This is a genomic window from Bordetella flabilis (genome assembly GCF_001676725.1).
Taxonomy (GTDB): Bacteria; Pseudomonadota; Gammaproteobacteria; order Burkholderiales; family Burkholderiaceae_B; genus Bordetella_C; species Bordetella_C flabilis.
The window spans coordinates 4,775,672-4,795,039 of the sequence record NZ_CP016172.1 but is presented as its reverse complement, the minus strand read 5'-3'; the positions used below and the strand labels follow the sequence as shown (position 1 = coordinate 4,795,039).

Annotated in this window: 15 protein-coding genes; 7 read left to right on the top strand and 8 right to left on the bottom strand. The window is 68.1% G+C overall.

Annotated features, from left to right (window positions below):
• Window positions 1-69: 69 nt before the first annotated feature.
• The 7 genes from fba (at window position 70) to BAU07_RS21300 (ending at window position 5,917) form a co-directional block, all read left to right on the top strand.
• Window positions 70-1,134 carry a class II fructose-bisphosphate aldolase gene (fba, locus tag BAU07_RS21325; RefSeq protein WP_066662164.1) on the top strand — a complete coding sequence of 355 codons (1,065 nt, stop codon included), beginning with the start codon at window positions 70-72 and terminating at the stop codon, window positions 1,132-1,134.
• Between the two features lie 87 nt (window positions 1,135-1,221).
• Window positions 1,222-2,103 carry a phosphoribosylaminoimidazolesuccinocarboxamide synthase gene (locus BAU07_RS21320; RefSeq protein ID WP_066662162.1) on the top strand — a complete coding sequence of 294 codons (882 nt, stop codon included), beginning with the start codon at window positions 1,222-1,224 and terminating at the stop codon, window positions 2,101-2,103.
• A 74-nt stretch (window positions 2,104-2,177) separates the two neighbouring features.
• Window positions 2,178-2,336, top strand: a complete 159-nt coding sequence (locus BAU07_RS27410) for a DUF5993 family protein (RefSeq protein WP_198168831.1) — start codon at window positions 2,178-2,180, stop codon at window positions 2,334-2,336.
• A 12-nt stretch (window positions 2,337-2,348) separates the two neighbouring features.
• Window positions 2,349-2,927, top strand: a complete 579-nt coding sequence (locus tag BAU07_RS21315; protein ID WP_066662160.1) for a disulfide bond formation protein B — start codon at window positions 2,349-2,351, stop codon at window positions 2,925-2,927.
• A 108-nt stretch (window positions 2,928-3,035) separates the two neighbouring features.
• A complete protein-coding gene (gene purE, locus BAU07_RS21310) occupies window positions 3,036-3,560 on the top strand; it encodes a 5-(carboxyamino)imidazole ribonucleotide mutase (protein ID WP_066662158.1) in 525 nt (174 codons plus the stop codon).
• Complete coding sequence (locus tag BAU07_RS21305) at window positions 3,557-4,774, top strand: 5-(carboxyamino)imidazole ribonucleotide synthase (protein ID WP_066662155.1); 1,218 nt, start codon at window positions 3,557-3,559, stop codon at window positions 4,772-4,774. Before purE ends, BAU07_RS21305 begins: the two co-directional genes overlap by 4 nt.
• 84 nt (window positions 4,775-4,858) lie before the next feature.
• Window positions 4,859-5,917 (top strand): L-threonylcarbamoyladenylate synthase, encoded by a 1,059-nt coding sequence (locus tag BAU07_RS21300; protein ID WP_066662153.1) that lies wholly within the window; start codon window positions 4,859-4,861, stop codon window positions 5,915-5,917.
• A gap of 1,263 nt (window positions 5,918-7,180) precedes the next feature.
• On the opposite strand, the gene BAU07_RS21295 is transcribed toward BAU07_RS21300, so the two are convergent.
• The 8 genes from BAU07_RS21295 to BAU07_RS21260 all read right to left on the bottom strand — a co-directional run bounded on the left by BAU07_RS21295 (window position 7,181) and on the right by BAU07_RS21260 (window position 19,253).
• Window positions 7,181-11,854, bottom strand: coding sequence for an NEL-type E3 ubiquitin ligase domain-containing protein (locus BAU07_RS21295; protein WP_066662151.1), 4,674 nt, complete (start codon window positions 11,852-11,854; stop codon window positions 7,181-7,183).
• 291 nt (window positions 11,855-12,145) lie between these two features.
• Complete coding sequence (locus tag BAU07_RS21290) at window positions 12,146-12,856, bottom strand: ABC transporter ATP-binding protein (protein ID WP_066665611.1); 711 nt, start codon at window positions 12,854-12,856, stop codon at window positions 12,146-12,148.
• Between the two features lie 2 nt (window positions 12,857-12,858).
• Window positions 12,859-13,635 carry an ABC transporter ATP-binding protein gene (locus tag BAU07_RS21285; RefSeq protein WP_066662149.1) on the bottom strand — a complete coding sequence of 259 codons (777 nt, stop codon included), beginning with the start codon at window positions 13,633-13,635 and terminating at the stop codon, window positions 12,859-12,861.
• Window positions 13,628-14,635, bottom strand: coding sequence for a branched-chain amino acid ABC transporter permease (locus BAU07_RS21280; protein ID WP_232338177.1), 1,008 nt, complete (start codon window positions 14,633-14,635; stop codon window positions 13,628-13,630). The genes BAU07_RS21285 and BAU07_RS21280 overlap by 8 nt, the downstream gene beginning before the upstream one ends.
• Window positions 14,636-14,710: 75 nt before the next feature.
• On the bottom strand, window positions 14,711-15,592 hold the full coding sequence (locus tag BAU07_RS21275; protein ID WP_066662147.1) for a branched-chain amino acid ABC transporter permease: 882 nt from the start codon (window positions 15,590-15,592) through the stop codon (window positions 14,711-14,713).
• Window positions 15,593-15,613: 21 nt separating this feature from the next.
• A complete protein-coding gene (locus BAU07_RS21270) occupies window positions 15,614-16,780 on the bottom strand; it encodes an ABC transporter substrate-binding protein (protein ID WP_066662144.1) in 1,167 nt (388 codons plus the stop codon).
• A 56-nt stretch (window positions 16,781-16,836) separates the two neighbouring features.
• On the bottom strand, window positions 16,837-17,700 hold the full coding sequence (locus BAU07_RS21265; RefSeq protein ID WP_084025902.1) for an alpha/beta fold hydrolase: 864 nt from the start codon (window positions 17,698-17,700) through the stop codon (window positions 16,837-16,839).
• Entirely contained in the window at window positions 17,697-19,253 is a 1,557-nt protein-coding gene (locus tag BAU07_RS21260; RefSeq protein WP_066662141.1) for a benzoate-CoA ligase family protein, read from the bottom strand. The genes BAU07_RS21265 and BAU07_RS21260 overlap by 4 nt, the downstream gene beginning before the upstream one ends.
• Between the last annotated feature and the right edge of the window lie 115 nt (window positions 19,254-19,368).

The following is a 19,368-nucleotide window of genomic DNA, read 5'->3' as shown; positions in this document are numbered from 1 at the left end:
GTCGTACCCGCTAAAATCGCCGCGCTCCGAATATTCACCCCAGCCATCATCGCCTTCAGGAGGACCATAGTGGCCCTAGTTTCCATGCGCCAGTTGCTCGACCACGCCGCCGAGCACGGATACGGCATACCGGCATTCAACGTCAATAATCTGGAGCAGGTACAGGCCATCATGGAGGCCGCCGCCGAAACCGACAGCCCCGTCATCATGCAGGCCTCGGCGGGGGCGCGGAAGTACGCCGGCGAAGGCTTCCTGAAGCACCTGATCCAGGCCGCCGTCGAGTCGTATCCCCATATCCCGGTGGTCATGCACCAGGATCACGGCCAGTCGCCCAAGGTGTGCCAGGGCGCCATCGACCTGGGTTTTTCCAGCGTCATGATGGACGGTTCCCTGCAGGAAGACGGCAAGACCATCGCCGACTACGAGTACAACGTCGAGGTCACGCGCAAGGTCGTCGACATGGCGCACCGGGTCGGCGTCACCGTCGAGGGCGAGCTGGGCTGTCTGGGCTCGCTCGAAACCATGATGGGCGACAAGGAAGACGGCCATGGCGCCGAAGGCACCATGACGCGCGAGCAGTTGCTTACGGACCCTGAACAGGCCGCCGATTTCGTGCGCAATACGCAGTTGGACGCGCTGGCGATCGCCATCGGCACCAGCCACGGCGCCTATAAGTTCACCCGCAAGCCCACGGGTGACATCCTGTCGATCGGGCGCATCAAGGAAATCCACCGCCGTTTGCCCAACACCCACCTGGTGATGCACGGCAGCTCCAGCGTGCCGCAGGAATTGCTGGCCGAGATCCGCGAGTTCGGCGGCGACATGAAGGAAACCTACGGCGTGCCGGTCGAGGAGATCCAGGAAGCCATCAAGTACGGTGTGCGCAAGGTGAATATCGACACCGATATCCGCCTGGCCATGACCGGCGCGATTCGCCGTTTCTTCGCCGAGAACCCGTCCAAGTTCGACCCGCGCGAATACCTCAAGCCGGCGCGCGCGGCCGCCAAGGCGATCTGTGTGCAGCGGTACACGGAATTCGGCACGGCCGGCAACGCCAGCAGGATCAAGGCCGTCCCGCTGCAGGACATGGCGCAGCGCTACGCCGCCGGCAAGCTGGCGCAGGTGGTGCAGTAAACTGCACCGGCCCGCCGGCATTTCATTGTTCTGGGCATTCCGGCCACGCCAAGCGCAGCCGGAATGTTTCTCCGCCATAGGCTTCCCGTGACTTCTGCCCTGCATCAATCCAGTATCCAATCCCTGCCCCTGCTGGGGCGCGGCAAGGTGCGCGACATGTACGCGGTCGGCGACGACAAGCTGCTGATCGTCGCCACGGACCGCATCTCCGCCTTCGACGTCATCCTGGACGATCCCATCCCGGGCAAAGGCCAGGTGCTGACCGCGCTGACCGATTTCTGGCTTGGCCGGCTGGCCCACGTCATCCCGAATCACTCCACCGGCATCGCGCCGGAGGATGTGGTGGCGCCTGCCGAGGCCGACCAGGTGCGCGGCCGGGCCGTGGTGGTCAAGCGCCTCAAGCCTATCCTGGTGGAGGCCGTGGCGCGCGGCTATCTGATCGGGTCCGGCTGGAAGGACTACCAGGCGACCGGTACCGTGTGCGGCATCGCCTTGCCGGCCGGATTGCAGCAGGCCGGCAAGCTGCCCCAGCCCATCTTCACGCCGGCCGCCAAGGCGGAATTCGGCACCCATGACGAAAATGTCGATTTCGCCCACGTCGTCCGCGAAGTGGGGCAGGCGATGGCCGAACGCATCCGCGACGTGACCCTGGCGCTGTATGCCGAGGCCTCGGACTACGCGGCCACCAAGGGCATCATCATCGCCGATACCAAGTTCGAATTCGGCCTGGACGCGGATGGCACGCTGTACCTGATGGACGAAGCGCTGACCCCGGATTCGTCGCGCTTCTGGCCTGCCGACAGCTACCGCGAAGGCATCAGCCCGCCGTCCTTCGACAAGCAGTTCGTGCGCGACTGGCTGGAAACCCAGCCTTGGGACAAAACGCCGCCGGCGCCGCGCCTGCCCGCCGACGTCATACGCCGGACCGCCGAGAAGTACCGCGAAGCCCTCGACCGGCTGACGGCCTGAAGTCGTTTTTCGGGCGGGGATCATATATAGTGCCGCGCAGCCGCGCCCGCAGGGCGTAATGGAGGGGCGCTGACATGATCATGATGTTGCCGTTTGTTCTCGGCATGGTGGCTGTGTGGTTGGGCATGCGGGGCAGGCGTGGCGCCTGCGTCGCGGTGTGGCTGCTGACCCTCGCCGTTTTCGCGGCCTGGGCCCATTTCCACATGACCGATCCCTTGCGGATGGCGCTCTAGGGCACGCACGTCATGCAATTCGCCTCGCGCACCGCCCATCCGGCCTCGGCCCTGCTCAATCTCCTGGCCCTACTCGGCATCACGGCCATCCTGGTCCTGGCTTTCGCCTGGCAGATCGTCTTCAATGAACTTCCATGTCCGCTGTGCCTGTTGCAGCGGCTGGCCTTCATCCTGGCCGGTATCGGCATGCTGCTGAACCTGCGTTTCGGCGCCTCGCCGGCGCATTACGCCATGGTGATCCTGGCGTCGGCGGGCGGCATCGTGGTGGCCGGGCGCCAGCTTCTGCTGCACCAGGCGCCGGGCGATGCGGGCTATGGTTCGACCCTGCTGGGCTTGCACTTCTATACCTGGGCGGTGCTTGCGTTTGCCGCGCTCATCCTGTGGTGCGCCGTGATGCTGGTGCTGGACCGCAAGGCAGGGGATACGGCGGCCCCGCGCCGGGTCGGCGTGATCTCCGCCGCCGTCATGGGTTTGTTCTTCCTGGTGACCTTGGTCAACGCGGGCAGTACGACGCTGGAGTGCGGGTTCGGGCCATGCCCGGACAATCCCACGGAGTATCAGTGGCTGGTGCCGGTGGCGGCGCCGGGCTGATTTGCCGTACGCCCGGCGGCATGCCGGGTAAAATCGTGGACTTTCCGGATCGCCGGACATTGCGCGGGCCCGAGACGGGCGCGCGCCTATCCCCACGCCAGCCTCGTTATGAATGCCAATAGCCTATCTCCGTCCGCGCCCGTGGTTGGCGTGATCATGGGTTCGTCCAGCGACTGGGACGTCATGAAACACGCCGTCGCCGTTCTGCAGGACTTTGGGGTCGCGTGCGAAGCGCGCGTGATCTCGGCGCACCGCATGCCCCACGACATGGCGGAGTACGGCGCGGCCGCGCGCGGCCGTGGGCTGCGCGCCATCATCGCCGGGGCGGGCGGTGCGGCGCACCTGCCGGGCATGATGGCGGCGCTGACCGAGGTGCCCGTGTTCGGCGTGCCGGTGCCTTCCAAATACCTGCGCGGCGAGGATTCGCTGCTTTCGATCGTACAGATGCCCAAGGGCGTCCCCGTGGCTACCTTCGCCATCGGCGAGGCGGGCGCCGCGAATGCCGCCCTGCATGCCATTGCGAACCTCGCCACGACCGATGACGGCCTGCATGCAAAGTTGACGGCATTCCGGGCTCGCCAGGCCGACGCGGCCCGTGCGATGCAACTCCCCCCGCAAGGAGCGTCGGCATGAGCGGCGCTGCCGACCCGACCGCGCACGCCGGCGCTGCCCCGGCCGCGGCCATTCCGCCGGGGGACTGGCTCGGCCTGCTGGGCGGCGGCCAGCTGGGACGCATGTTCTGCCATGCCGCGCAAAGCCTGGGCTACAAGGTTGCGGTGCTGGATCCCGCCACCGATGGCCCGGCCGCGATGGTCGCGGATCGCCATATCCATGCCGGCTACGACGACGCCGCCGGCCTGGCTGAACTTGCCGGTATCTGTCGTGCGGTGAGCACGGAGTTCGAGAACGTTCCCGCGGACAGCTTGCGCGCGCTGGCGGCGCGCTGCCGGGTCAGCCCGGCGGCCGACGCGGTCGCGGTGGTGCAGGACCGCATCGCGGAGAAAACCTTCATCGCCGCGCAAGGCATTCCGGTGGCGCCGCATGTGCCCGTGCGCTCCGTGGACGACCTGCGCGATGCGCCGGACGACCTGTTCCCCGGCATCCTGAAGGTCGCGCGGCTGGGTTACGACGGCAAGGGGCAGGCGCGGGTGCAGACCCGCGACCAGGCGCTGGCGGCGTTCGCCGATTTCGGCGCCGTGCCATGCGTGCTGGAAGCCCTCCTGCCGCTGGACCATGAGATTTCCGTGGTGATCGCGCGCGGGTTCGATGGGGCGACGGTCATGTTCCCGATCGCGCGCAACGTGCATCGCGACGGCATTCTCGCGGTGTCGACGGTGGAGCTGGCCGCGCTGTCCGGTCCCCAGGCGCAGCTGGAGCGGCGTGCCGGCGAAGCCGCGTTGCGCATTGCCGCCGGCCTGCAATATCACGGTGTGCTGTGCGTGGAGTTTTTCGTGCTGCGCGACGGCACGCTGCTGGTCAACGAGATCGCGCCGCGCCCGCACAATAGCGGCCACTACACCATCGATGCCTGCGTGACCAGCCAGTTCGAACAGCAGGCGCGCGTCATGGCGGGCCTGCCGCTGGGCAGCACGGACCTGCTGGCCCCGGCCATCATGCTGAATATCCTGGGCGATATCTGGTTCGAGGGGGACACGGACACGAAACGCGAGCCGGACTGGGCCGCTGCCCTGGCCGTGCCCAGCGCGAAGCTGCATCTGTATGGCAAGCACGACGCGCGCCGCGGGCGCAAGATGGGACATGTGACCATCGTGGCCGCGACGATCGCGCAGGCCCGCCGCGATGCCGCGCGCGTGGCCGCGGCGCTGGGCATGCCCGCGCCCTGTTGAGCGCCGGGCGGTATCGCAGCGGGTGTCGCTTCCGATGCTCGTGGGCGACCGTCGCAACGCCCGATCCACCCTACCTGGAATCCCATGGCCCCCGACCGAACAGTAGCAGCAGCCGAAGCGACCGACGCACAGATCGCGGCGGCCGCGCAGGCGCTGGCGCATGGCCACCTGGTGGCGTTCCCCACCGAGACGGTGTACGGCCTGGGCGCCGACGCGGAGAACCCGCTGGCGGTCGGGCGCATCTATGCCGCCAAGGGCAGGCCGTCGAGCCATCCCGTCATCGTGCATGTGGCGCCGGAAGCTGACCTGGCGTATTGGGCGGCCGATATTCCCGCGCAGGCGCGAGCGCTGATCGATGCATTCTGGCCGGGGCCGCTGACGCTGATCCTGAAACGCGCGCCGCACGTCGATCCCGCTGTAAGCGGCGGCCAGGACAGCGTCGGCCTGCGCTGCCCGTCTCATCCCGTGGCGCAACGGCTGCTGCGCGCCTTTGCCGCCCTGCGGCCGGACGGGCACGCCGGCGTGGCGGGGCCCTCCGCGAATCGCTTCGGCCACGTGTCGCCGACGCGCGCCGAGCATGTGCGCGCGGAGTTTCCCGATGAAGTCGCGCAGGGCATGCCGGTGCTGGAAGGCGGCGCGTCGGCGGTGGGCATCGAGTCGACGATCCTGGATCTTTCGCGCGCAGACCAGGGCCTGGGCGCGGTGTTGCTGCGGCCCGGACACATAAGCGCCGCCGACATCGCGCGCGTCCTGGGCGCGGCGCCGGCGCTTCCCGACGCGGCGGCGCCGCGCGCGTCGGGAACGTTGCGGGCACACTATGCACCCCACACGCCGCTGGTTCTGGTGTCACGGGAGCAACTGGAAGCAGCGGCCGTGGGCATCGGGTTGGAGGAAGGCGGCCAGTCCGTGGCAGTAGCCTATACGCCCCGTCCGCTGCAGGTGGACCCTGGGCTGGTGTGGCAACCGGTGGCCGCGGAACCGATGCAGTACGCGCAGGCGCTGTATGCGTTGCTGCGAGAGCTGGATGGCAAGGGCTATAGGCGCATCCTGGTGGAGGCGCCGCCACGCACGCCGGAATGGGCTGCCGTGAATGACCGCATCGGGCGGGCGGCGGCGGCTTTCGAATCAGACAGTGGGAGTTAGTTCGGGGCTGCTGGTTCGGGTGTTGATCGGTGTTTTTGGTTTGTCTGGTGGTAGTTGTCTGTTGGTCGTTGCATTCAAGTTCTTATCCCGTCCGGCGGGGCAGTCGCCTGCCGGTGCCGTCCCGGTCGGGCGCTGCGGCGCGCGGGCGCCGCAGACCGCATCGCTGGCCTCGTCCGGCGGCCGCTCGCTGGTGGTGTGCTTGGGGATGGGTTGCCGGCACGCCTCCCTACGGCGTCCACTCGCTCGCCCTCTACGGGCCGTCCCCGGCAGGCGACTGCCCCGCCGGACTCTGGCATCTTCCATCCACGGCCGCTGCGACCGTCTGGGTTCTTGCCGCTGCGTTGCGCAGCCGGGTGTGGTGGAAGAGATTGGCGCGCCCGCCGAAGTGCGGCCCGCGGGGGCCGCACTTCGGCATACACGCTTCGACGTGCGACGGGTGCTGGTCGTGCGACGCGTGTGGTGAACGTGCGGCCGGTCGTGTAATGCGGCGGGTGCTTGATGCAGCTGGTGCTTGATGCAGCTGGTGCTTGTCGGCGGCAGGTGCTTGTGATGCAGCAGGCGCTGGCCAGGCGGCAATCCAAGCCCGTGTCATGCGGGAATCCAAGCCCGGGCCATGCGGCAATTCAAGCCGGGCCATGCCACGATCCAAGCGCGGGCGGCCGCATGCAATCTCCGCCATCACCGTCGCAGGTCCAATCGCGTAAGCAAATCCGCGGACCCCGCGGCGCGGTTTGCGGGCACGCCGGGATATTCCATCGGCCCCACTTCCCATCGAAGCAGCAACCCCATCCATCCGACGCGCCCCCACCCACGAGGTCGAAACCCGTCGCAAGCCCACACCGCGTAAGCGCCCGCGCGGCCCGCTGGGGGCCGTGCGGGCGCGGGCACTGCAAACTCTTCAACCCCCCACCGCCGTGGAGCGTAGCGGCAAGAACACAACCGGTGCCAGCAACCGTGGATTCAAGACGCCGGAGTCCGGCGAGGGGGGCGCCTGCCGGGGACGGCACGTAGAGGGCGAACGAGCGGATGCTGAAGGAAGGCGTGCCGGCAACCCATCACGAAGAAACCCGGCAGCGAACGGCCGCCGGACGAAGCGAGCGAAGTGGTCTGCGGCGCGTGCGCGCCGCAGCGCCCGACCGTGCCGGCCCCGGCAGGCGCCCCCCTCGACGGACGCATCAAGAACCCCGATCTCCGCCGCCCACCCCGATCTCCGCCCACCCCGATCCCCGCCCAACACCAATCACCGCCGGCGCCGACAACCCCTCATCCCGGCGCCCCCCCCGGCACCGGAACGCCCTGCGATGTCAGGAAATCCCGCGTCAACGGCTCCAGAACCTCATACCTCATATCGTTCCAGACGCCCTTCGAGATCCCGCGATGCGCATCGACGTCGTCGGGATCCAGCCCCCGCTGTTGCAGTTCCGCCCGGATCCGCTCCTGCAAAGGCGCATCCGCCAGTTCCAACAGCTTGCCTTCCGCCTGCTCGTAACGCTCCGCCAGTTTGGGCTTGATATAGGCGTTCCATGTGTCATCCAGCACCAGCTCGCGATAGAACCCCGTGCCTTCTGCTTCGCGTACCTCCTTCAAGGCGGCGTCCAGGTCCGCCTGCGTCAGGCCGGATTCGCGGAAGAAGCGCATCTCCGGCACGACCGTGGACAATTCCAGCGGCTCGCGCAGCTTGACCACATAGGCCAGGTAGACCTCCACATCGTCCACCCTGTCCAGGGACTTGATCTTGCGATAGGCGATCTCCTGCAGCTTGTCCAGCCGGAACGTCTGCCGTATGACCTGTACCGCGTCGGCGGCCCGGCCGTCGTAACGGCCGATGCGAATATTGTCATGCATCCACATCTTCTTCAGTTCATTGAAGGTCAGGGCGACGCGGTCGTCGCAGCGTTCGGTGGCGGTCGCACACGCCTGCAAGGTGCGATCCAGCAGCGGCTTGCTTTCCGGCTTGGAGAGTTCCACCAGCCATTCCTGCACGCTGGCGCGGAAGTCCGCGTTCTTGTAGCTGGCCGTGGCGCGCAGTTCGTCGACAAAGCGGCGGAACTGCGCCGTGGCCGCGGCATCGCTAGACCCGGCTTCCAACGTATGGCCGATCGCATCCCAGCGCAGCGCGGCTTCTTCCTGTGGCGCGTCCAGCCAGCGTCGTACCGCCTGCGCGACGGAAATGGAGTAATCGATGTTCTTCTGTCCGCCGGAAATCGAAAGCAGGAACACCGGGCCGGCTTCGCCGGGGCGAGGCACTGGCACGTTCTGCCAGGGAATCGGGTTGCCTTCCAGGAAGATCTCGCACGACGTCAGGTCGACGATATTGGGCGGTAATTGCATAAGCTCGTTGTCCGACAGGCCCAGCACCCTGAGTCCGGGAGGCAAGGTATCGGGGAGCCGCGTCAGCCCCAGGTCACCGGCATAAAGCTCCCGCAATCCGCGCGGCAGATCCGCCGGCAATTCCCGCAAGCCGGTGGTCTCGATCCACAGTTTCTCCAGCGTCGCCGGCAGCGGTGGCAACGCGGTCAGGTCCGGGTTGTCGCTCAGGTCCAGCGTGGTGACCTGGGAAGGTATGCGATCTGGCGCGATATGTGTCAGGCAATTGTCGGACAGGTCGATCTCGATCATGCCTGCCGGCAGCTGGGCCGGGAATGTCGTCAGCATGTTGCTGGACAGATCCAGCATCCTGAGATCGGCGGGCCATCGATCCGGAGCGACCGAAATATTGTTGGTGCCCAAATGCAGGTATTGCACGCTGTCTGGCAGGACCGGAACTTCCTGCAGCTCGTTGTTGTTGGCCACCAGGCGCTTCAGGCCCCGCGGCACGCGGTGCGCGGGCACGCTGCGCAGCCCATTCTGCGAGACGTCGAGTTCCGTCAGGCCCTCCGGCAGGTGGTTCAGCACGGCCTCGCCGCCGGTCTCCGTGGCCTTGAGCATTTTCAGGCCGCGCGGCAGGCCGCTCCAATCGGTAATGGCATTGCCCGATATGTCGAGCGCGTGTACATCGGCAGGCAAAGGCGGAATCTGCGTAAGGCTGGCATGCGGCAGGTCCACGCCCAGGCCGATCTGCTCGAGCTTGGCCTTGCCCTGCAGCACCGCTTCCAGCGTGGCTCTTCTTACGCCTCCGTAGAGCCTTGCTTCGCGCAGTTGGACACGCAACTGTTCGATGACGGCCTGGCGCTTCGACGCGATAGCCTCCCGCACGTCCGGCGCCGCATGGGGCATATCTTCCACGGCCGTCCATTTTGTCCAGGCGGTCTCCAGCTCGGCATGCAAAGGCGGGCCGCCGCCGTTCAGCACCTCGCGCAATGGGTCTGCGCGTTGCAGGATGCCGGTCATGTTGTTGTAGACCGCCGCCAGTTCTCGGACGGCTGCCTCCGTCGACGTGGCTTTTACGGCGTTCAGATTCAGATGCCATGTCGTCCCCCGCATCGGGCGCCTCAGGGTCGGCCGCAGGCCCGCGGCGCCCTGGTTGTCGAGCAGTACGATGCGTGGGGCTTCGCCTTGCAGCTCATGGTAGGCCCGCATGGCGCTGAGTATTGCCTTGCCGCGTGGATGGGCTTGCAACCTGGCCAGGAGATCGCGCACGCCGTCGAGCTGTGCGGCGGAGGGCGTGCCCGCTATGCGGCTTTGAAGTTCCTGGCGGAACGCGTCCAGCTGAATCGAGGAAGGTCCGATCGAAGGCAACGGCGGCGCCGCGACGGGGGCCGGGAACGGCGGCTCGCCCGCTGGGCGCCTGGGGGCCGACGCTTCCCCCGCGCCGTCGTCCGACGCAGGCCGCTTTTGCGTGATGCCGCCGCCTTTGAGTCCCGGCACGTCGGCGCGGCGCCAGAAGCCCTTATCGCGGTCGTAGACCAGCCGATGCGTCACGATGTCGCGCCGCGCCGTGGACGGGGCCACCACCCGCCATGTCGTGCGGGTTGTTTCGGATGCCTGCTCGCGCGCGATCTCGACATAGTCGTCGGCGATGCGCGCGTAGGTCTTGCCGCCGACCTGCAGCGTGCCATCGGCGCCCGGCCTGCCGGCGCCGAGCTGCCGCAGGAGATCCGGCATGCTGACGCGATAGCGTTCCAAGGTGTCGGCGGGCAGGGACTCGTAAAGCCAACCCTTGCTGTCGGCCAGCAGGACCGCGCCGCGCCGTTCCTGCGTGAGGGGATCGAACTGGGTGTAGGCGCGGCCGCTCTCGTCGCCGTATGGCAGCAGCGACAGGGTCCGGTCGTCGGCGCCGCGCGCGGATACCTGCCGGAGTGCGGCGATTCCCGCGTTGCCCGTCGGAGCGTTGGCCTGGGACGGGACCCGCCACCAGCCATCACGCAAACCGCTGCCCCGGACTCGCGAGCCGGCGCGGTCCAGGGCATCGGCCAGGCGCGGGTACCGGCCGCGCAAGGCCGACGCCATGGCCTCCGAGTCCAGGGGGCGCAGGTCGCGCGCCGCGTGGCCGGTGGCGTTCATTGCGTCCAGGGCCGCCTTGATGCTGGAACGCAGTTCGGGCAGTTCCGCCAGGGCTGTGCGTGCCGGCTGCTCGACCGCCGCGGCAGCCAAGGCGCGGCCGGCCTGGCGAGCGAGCACGACCAGCCCGCGCGATGCGCCGGCGGCCAGCCGCAATCCCGAACTCAGCATGGGAATGGCGAAGGTCAGGACATCTATGCCGCCCGCGATGAGGGCGCCCTGGAGATCGCCCTGGCGCAGGGAGACGATCATCCGGCGGAACGGAATCAGATCGAGCAGTGCGTCGACCGCCTGTTCCCCCCGCGTCTGGCCGCGCGCGGCGGCGCGCGCCTGCTCGAAGCCGCCGCGCAGGATGGGCGCAAGCCAGCCGGTAAGCCGGGCCCGCGGGCCCTGGCCCAGGACGTCCGCCTTGACGCGGGTGCGCAGCCGGCGCTGGCCGGGGTTGCGCTGGGCCGCCGAACCTGAAGGAACGCCGAAGACGGTGCCTGCATGCCGCGATGCCCAGTCGGCCACCGGCGCATCGGTCGGTATGGGAAAGGCGCCGCCGTCGGCCATGGATAGAAAGTACCGGTACTCGCGGCCATCGGCATGGATGGTGGCTATGTATCCGGCCGAGTCGACCTCGCGCAATGTCGGGCCGTCATACGGAAACGCCGAGCCGCGCAATACCAGCACTTCGCGCCGGTAGTACTGCAGGTGGGCCACCGACAACTCCACGCGGGCATTATCCAGGTTGACGCCGTTTTTCCTGGCGATCCAGCCAAGCCAGGCGTCGACCAGCCCGGCCGTTTCCCGCGCGGCGGTCCGCGTGTAGTCGTCGTATCGGCGCGCGAACTCCGCATCCAGGGAGGCGGGCAGGGCAGCCAGCCTGGCGGCGACTGCCGCCTCGGATAGCTGGCGGTCGCTCATATTGCGTATATCGGCGGCCGACAGCGCATCGCGATTGAAATAGTGGTCCGCCGCGGTCTTTGCCGCGTTGGTGGCCAGGATGTTGTCGGGGTCCACGAGTTCCGGCGTGTCTACGCGTCGATCGGGGTCCAGCCCGATGGCCTGCAGAAGTTCGCGCGCCAGCGCGTGGCGACGTGGCATGCGCAGCCGTGCCAGCCGCGTGGCCGCATCGGCGACCGCCAGCTCGGCCTTGAACTCGGTGGTCAGGTATGCGGCGATCCGGTCCGCCAGCTTGTCGTGGTCATGCGTATCGAAAGGGCGGTCCGGCAGTGCGCCGGCTGCCTGGGACAGCGCGACGAGTATGCGCGCCCCGGCGGCGTCGTCACCGTGCATGGCGTGATCCAGGATCAGGTGCTCGCCCAGCGCGGCAAGCTCGGCCGCGGTGTAGTCGTTCGTGTTCCAGCCCAGCTGGGCGGCCACCCTGGCGCCCAGCACACTGGCAATGCGCTGGCGCGCGTTGCAGCCGGATCCCGGATGCGCTGGCGCGGGCCCGGCGTCAGCGGGCGTGCGGGCACTGGCGGCATGCGTTTGCGCAAAGCGGCGCGTCATATCGCTGGCATCGCAGCGGTCCGTGCCCTGGCCTTGATCTGTATTGAAACGCCCAAGCGTCGTATCGGGGCGGGCGGATCCGTCATCTCCGGTGGGTCGCCGGGATGCGGCGGGATCGGCAACGGGAACGGGAGAAGCAGGAACGGCGACTTGCATGGGAACGGCACCTCCGGTCTGGTCCGGCCGCCGGATACGCGGAACAGGGGGGATCGGCGGGGCGGCGCGGCAGCGCAGTAGTACCCGGCCGATGCAAACCGTTCACTTGCCAGCGCGGGATGCCGGCCCGCCGCTTCAGATGCCCAGATGCCGTTCGAGCCGCTGCGGGTGCGCAGCGAGGGCCGGACTGGCGTCCTGGTGCACCAGCAGGCCTTTCTCCATGACCACGCAGCGGTCGGTGTGCGCGAGCACCGCGCGGTAGTTCCGGTCGACGATCAGCGCGGATATGCCGGTGCCGCGTATGGCCCCGATGACCTGCCAGAGTTCCGCCACGATCAAGGGCGCCAGGCCTTCCGTGGCCTCGTCCAGGATCAGCAGTTCGGGATTCGTCATGAGGGCGCGGCCGATGGCCAGCATCTGCTGTTCGCCTCCGGATAACTGCTGGCCGCCGTGATGCAGTCTTTCACGCAGGCGGGGAAAGGTCCTCAGCACGCGCGCATCATCCCAGTCGCGCTGGCCGCGCAAGCCCGGCCGCGCGGCCACCAGCAGGTTTTCGCGGACGCTCAGGTTGGGAAAAATGCCACGGCCTTCGGGCACATACGCAATGCCCAGGCGCGCGCGCAAATGAGCCGGGGCCCGCGTGCAATCGCGGCCGGCGATGCGGATACGCCCGTCGGTGCAGCGCAACTGGCCGGCGAGCGCGCGTATCAGGGTGGTCTTGCCCATGCCGTTGCGGCCCAGCAGTCCCACGGCTTCGCCTTGCCCGATCACCAGGTCGATGCCGCGCAGTACGTGGCTGGCGCCATAGTGAGCATGCAGGCTCTCGGCGGAGATCCAAGGCGTCATGGTCATGTGCCCGTCCTCAGTCGTGGCGCGTCGTCGTCGTGGCCCAGGTAGGCCACGCGCACGGCCGGGTTGGCGCGGATGTGGGCCGGCGCGCCGCTGGCGATAACGCTGCCGTTCACCATGACCGTGATGGCATCGGCAACGCGAAACACGGCGTCCATGTCGTGCTCCACCAGCAGGATGGCGTGGCGGCTCTTCAAGCCTTCGAGCAAGCCCAGGATGCGCTCCGTTTCTTCCGGCCCCATGCCGGCCAGCGGCTCGTCCAGCAGCAACACCTGCGGCCGCGTGGCCAGGCACATGGCGATTTCGAGCTGCCGCTTGCGGCCATGCGGGAGCAGGCCCGCGGGGCGGTCCGCGTCGTCTTCCAGCCCCGTGCCGCGCAAGACGTCATGCGCGAGTTCGTTGCTGTAGGCGCAATCGTCCGCGCGGCGCCACCACTGCCAGAAGCGCGGACGCGCCGCCTGTGCGGCGAGCCGGCAGTTCTCGTGGACGCTCAAGGTGGGAAACAGCGTGGACAACTGGTAGCTGCGGCCCAGGCCCGCGCGGGCCCGGCGCGGTTGCGGCCAGGCCGTCACGTCCTCGCCCTCCAGAAAGACCCGGCCGGCGCTGGCGTGCAGGTCCCCGGACAGCAGGTTGATCAGGGTCGACTTGCCGGCGCCGTTGGTACCGATCACGGCATGCAGCTCGCCGCGGGACAGCGCCAGCGACACCTTGTCGACGGCAACCAGGCCGCCGAAGCGGCACGTCAGGTCCTGCGCCTGCAGCAGCACGTCAGGCATGCGGCTCTCCGTGGGTTTCAAGCGGCGCGCGTGGCTTGACGATGCGCGCCGGCCGCCACGCCGCCCGCCGGCCCTGCGCCAGTCCGGCCAGGCCGTCCGGCAACAGCGCGACCAGCACGATCACCGCCAGGCCCAAGGGCAGATGCCAGTGGCTGGCATAGGTGCCGAACAGCGCTTCCGACTGGAACAGTTCCTGCAGCAGCACCAGGGCCGCGGCGCCTGCCACCGCGCCGCCGGGACGCGCCATGCCGCCCAGGATGACCATCAGCAGCACCAGCCCGGATTGCTCCCAGGCCAGCAGCTCCGGCGTGACGAAACCATCCTTGAGCGCGAACAGGAAGCCGGCGAGCCCGGCCACGGCGGTGCCCAGGACATAGGCCACCAGCTTGTACGGGAAGGTCGAATAGCCGGCCGCGCGCATGCGCCGTTCGTTGATGCGCGTGCCCGCCAGGGCGGCGCCGAACGGCGAACGCCGCAGCAGGGCGAGGAAGCCCCATACCGCCGCCAGACAGGCCAGCAGGAAACCATGGAATACGGCCGGATCGGCCAGGTCGAAAGGCATCCGGCCCGCCATGCGCAGCTCGGGCCGGAAATACAGGTAGGCGCCATCGCTGCCACCGCCTGCTTTGGTGTCGTGGAACACGTAGTACGCCATTTGCGCAAAGGCAAGGGTCACCATGATGAAGTAGACGCCTCGCGTGCGCAGCGCCAGCGCGCCCGTCACGGCGCCATACAGGGCCGCCGCGGCCATGGCGGCGAGCATCAGCGGCAGCAGCGGGCCCGGCGCCGATGCGGGCGACAGCAATACGGCGGCATAGGCGCCGATGCCGAAATACGCGGCGTGGCCCAGGCTGACCAGGCCGGCCTCGCCGACCAGCAATTGCAGGCTCAGGGCGAAGATGGCATAGATGATGATCTTGCCGGCCAGGCCGACGTAGTAGTCGCCGCCCATCCACGGCAGCAGCGCCAGGACGAGCAGGGTCGCCAGCATGGCGAGCATGGCGGGCCGGAGGGCCGGAACGACAGCCCTTGGGCGCCTTGAGGGGGATGGTAGCTTGGCCATGGCGTCGCCCAGTCAGCTTTGTTTGAACAGCCCTTCCGGCTTGCACAGCAGGATAAGCGCCATGAGCACGTACATGAGAATGCCCGCCGCCGCCGGGAAGAACACCTGCCCGAACGTATCGACGAAGCCCACCAGCATGGCGGCCAGGAAGGCGCCGCGTATGGAGCCGATGCCGCCGATGACGACGACCACGAAACAGGCGATCAGCACGCCGTTGCCCATGCCCGGGTAGACGGACGAAACGGGCGCGGCGATGGCGCCGGCGAGAGCGGCCAGCGCCACGCCGCCAGCGAACACCAGGCGGTAGAGGCGGTTGATGTCCACGCCCAGTGACGCGATCATGTCCCGGTTGCTGGCGCCAGCGCGAATCATCATCCCTACGCGGGTGCGCGAGATCAGCAGGTACAGCAGCAAGGCCACGGCTATCCCCACCGCCGATATGAACAGGCGATAGACCGGGTAGGTCATCACCTCGCCCAGGGCCACGCTGCCCTGCAGCCAGGCCGGCAGCGCCACGCCGTGCACGTCGTTGCCCACCAGGATGGCGCGCATTTCCTCGAACACCAGGATCAGGCCGTAGGTCATCAGCACTTGCTGCAAGTGGTCGCGCCGGTAAAGAAAGCTGAAGAAGGCCAGCTCCAGCAGGTAGCCGAGCGCGGCGGCAAGCAGGACGCAGGCGACGACCGTGGCGAGCAGGCCACCGCCGGTTGCGCGGTCGACCACAGGTCCGAGGGCGAAGGCCATGTAGGCGCCCGCCATATAGAAGCTGCCGTGCGCCAGGTTGATGATGCCCATGATGCCGAAGATCAGCGTCAGGCCGCTGGCGACGAGGAACAGCAACAGGCCGAACTGCACCGCGTTCAGGCACTGGATCAGGAAGACGGCGATATCCATGGCACGGTGCCGTTCGTCCGGCTACAGCCGGCAGCCGCGAGCGGGATCGGCCAGTTGCCTGGCAGCGACCTCGATGGCCTTGTTCTGCAGGCCGTCCACCTGTCTCAGGTAGATGTCCTGCACCGGATTGCCGGCCTTGGACAGCGTGAAGCGTCCGCGCGGGCTGTCGATGGCGGCCCCGCGCATCGCCTGGCGCATTGCGGCCTTCCTGGATACGTCGCCGTTGACCGCCGCCAACCCGACCTGCAGCAGTTGGGCCGCGTCATAGCCCTGGACGGCGTACACGTCGGGGGCCATGTTCGGATGGGCCTTGCCATAGGCGGCGCGGAAGGCGTTGTCGCGCGGCGTGTCCAGGCCGTCCGCGTAATGCAGCGTGGTCAGCAGTCCCTGCGCGGACGGTCCCTGGGCCTGCAAGGTGCCATCGGTCAGGAAGCCCGAGCCATATAGCGGTATCGATTTGTTCAGGCCCGCCGCCGCGTAGTCCTGCACGAACTTCACCGCGCCGCCGCCCGCGAAAAAGGTAAAGACCATATCGGGTTTCAGCGCGGCGATCTCGGTCAGCAGCGGCTGGAACTCCACATTGGGGAAGGGCAGGCTCAAGTCCTTGACGACCTTGCCTCCCGACTTCTCGAAGCCTTCGCGGAAACCGGCCACCGCCTCGTCGCCGGCCGCATACTTCCAGGTGATGGTGACCGCGGTCTTGTGGCCTTTCTTCGCGGCCACGGGTCCCATGGCGTAAGCCGGCTGCCAGTTGCTGAACGATGTGCGGAATACGCCGAGCCCGCACATCGGCCCGGTGATGGCGTCGGCCCCCGCGTTCGTGACCAGCAGCGTCGTATCGGCGTCCTTGGCGGCCTTGGTCAGCGCCATGGCGACGCCCGAGTGCACCGTGCCCACCAGCACGTCGACCTGGTCGCGCTTGATGAGACGACTGGCGTTTTCCGGCGCCTTGGCCGGATTGGATTCGTCGTCCACCTTGTAATACGCCACTTCCCGGCCGCCCAGCTTGCCGCCCTGCTCGTCGACATACAGCTTGAAGCCGTTCTCGATCGCCGTGCCCAGCGCGGCGTAGGTGCCGCTGTAGGGCAGCATGAAACCCACCTTGATCGGGTCGTCGGCGGCATGTGCCAGGGAGGCGGACAAGGCGAGGGCGGCCGCCAGCGCGGCGCGGCGAGTATGCGGGGTCATGGTGTGTCTCCGTGTCGCGATGTGTTGTGGTTATGTGTTGTCGTGATGTGTGGGGGCTATCTACCGCCGCGATTTCCCGTCGCCGTGTCCTGTGGCCCTGTGCCGTGCCCATGTGCCGTGGCGATGAAATCCGCGATGGCGCGCATGACCGCCTCGGGCCGATCTCGGTGCGGGGAATGGCCGCAACCCGGCAGGACCAGCGCGCGGCCGCGCGGGGCGTCCGCGGCGATGCTGTCGATCTGCGCCAGCGTGCCGTACTCGTCGTCCTGGCCCTGTATCGCCAGCACGGGGCAGGCGATGCGTGGCAGCGCGGCGCGGATGTCCCAGGCGCGGAAGTCCGGGTTCAGCCAGACCTCGTTCCATCCCCAGAACGCCGAATCCGGATCCGCGTGATAGCGTCCCAGCCGGTCGCGCAGGTCGCCTTGCAGATATGCCTGGCGCGCCTGCTCGATACTGCGCACGGTGATGTCCTCGACAAAGACGTGCGGCGCGGCGGCCACCACGCCGGCCACTGCGTCCGGATGCAGGGCGGCGTACAGCAGCGCGATGGAACCGCCGTCGCTGTGTCCGTACAGCCACGGGCGATCGACGCGCGCATCCACGTCCAGCGCCCGGAACAGCGCCGGCAGGACGTGGCGCGCCTGCGTGTGCATGAAGCCCACCGGCCATGCCTGGCCGGCGGGCCGCGGCGTGGAGCGGCCATAACCGGGCCGGGAATACACCAGGCCGCGGCAGTCCGCCGCCGCACAGGCCTGCGCCGGCCAGTCTTTCCACATATCGACCGACCCGAGTCCTTCGTGCAGGAACACCAGCAGCGGGGCGTGGCGGCGTTCGGGCGCGATCCAGCTGTACTCCAGCTGCACCGGGTACGTGGCGTCGGGCAAGTCCACCCAAGCGAGAGACGGTGCGCCGTCCTTCATGCGTGCTCCTCCAGCTGGCGCAGGCGGAAGCGCTGGATCTTGCCGGTCGCCGTCTTGGGCAATTCCTCCACGAAGTGGATCTGGCGCGGGTACTTGAAGGGCGCGAGGTGCTGCTTGACGTGGGCCTGCAGGGCCGCGCCCGTGCCCGTATCCGCGACCTGGCCGGGCCGCAGCACCACGTAGGCGGTGGTCTTGACCAGGCCTTGCGCGTCGGGCACGCCGATGACGGCCGCTTCCAGTACGGCCTGGTGCTGCACCAGCACGTTCTCCACCTCGATGGGCGACACGTACTGGCCGCTGACCTTGATCATGTCGTCGCTGCGGCCGGCATAGGTGTAGTAGCCATCCGCATCGCATACATACTTGTCGCCGCTCTTGAGCCAATCGCCCAGGAAGCACTGGCGCGTTTTCTCGCGGTTGTTCCAGTACATCAGCGCGGCGCTCGGCCCCTTGATGTAAAGGTCGCCGATGGCCCCGGGCGGCACCGGCAAGCCCTGGTCGTCCCGCAACTGCACTTCATAGCCGGCGACCGGCATGCCGGTCGTGCCGTAGCGGATGCGTCCCGCCTGGTTGCTGATGAAGATATGCAGCATCTCGGTGGAGCCGATGCCGTCCAGGATGTCGCAGCCGAAATGCCGGCGGAAGCGCTCGCCGATATCCCGCGGCAGGGCTTCCCCCGCCGAGGTACATACGCGCAATGCCACCTGGTCCGGCGACGGCAGGTCCGGCGCCGCCAGCATGGCGGCGTACAGCGTCGGCACGCCGTAGAACACCGTGGGCCGATGCCGGACCAGCCGCTGGAAAACGGCCTGCGGCGTCGGGCGTTCCGCCATCAGGACCACGGTGGCGCCGGCCGACAGCGGAAAAGTCAGCCCGTTGCCCAGGCCATAGGCAAAGAAAAGCTTGGCCGCGGAAAACACCACATCGTCCTCGCGGATGCCCAATACGGGCTTGGCGTAGAGCTCGGCGGTGTGCCACAGATTGCCATGCGTATGGACGACGCCCTTGGGCTTGCCGGTGGAGCCGGATGAATACAGCCAGAACGCCATTTCATCGGCCAGCGTGCGTATCGCGGGAATGGCGGGGGCGGCCGCCATCGCAGCTTCCAGTTCGAGCGTCCCCTCGGGCGGCGGGCCGTCGGGACGCGATACGACGATGTGTTCGATCTCCGTTTCGACGCGCGCCATGGCCTGGCGCAGCACGGGCAGCAGCGTGCCCGAGACGATCGCGGCGCGGGCACGGCTGTGCGTCAGGATGTAGCCGTAGTCGTCCGCCGTCAGCAGCGTATTGACCGCCACAGGCACGATGCCGGCATGCAGGGCGCCCAGGAACGCCACCGGCCAGTCCGCGGTATCGTGCATCAATAGCAACAGCCGCTCTTCGCGCCGCAAGCCGAGCTGTTTCAGCAGGCCGCCGAAACGCGCCGTGCGATCCGCCAGCTCACCGTAGCGCAGGGTGCCGAAGTCGTCGATATAGGCGGTCTTGTCGGCCCGCGCCGCGTTCAACGCGGCCAGGTGACTCGCGAAATTCAATTCCTGCGGACAGCTTTCCACGACGTGTCTCCTGGTGTCTCTTGTCCCGTTCCGCCGCCGGCGTCATGGGCCGGTGGTCATTCGTTCAACCGCGCCAGGCGCGGCGGGAGCGGGGCGGCCATCTCGCGGGCCCTGG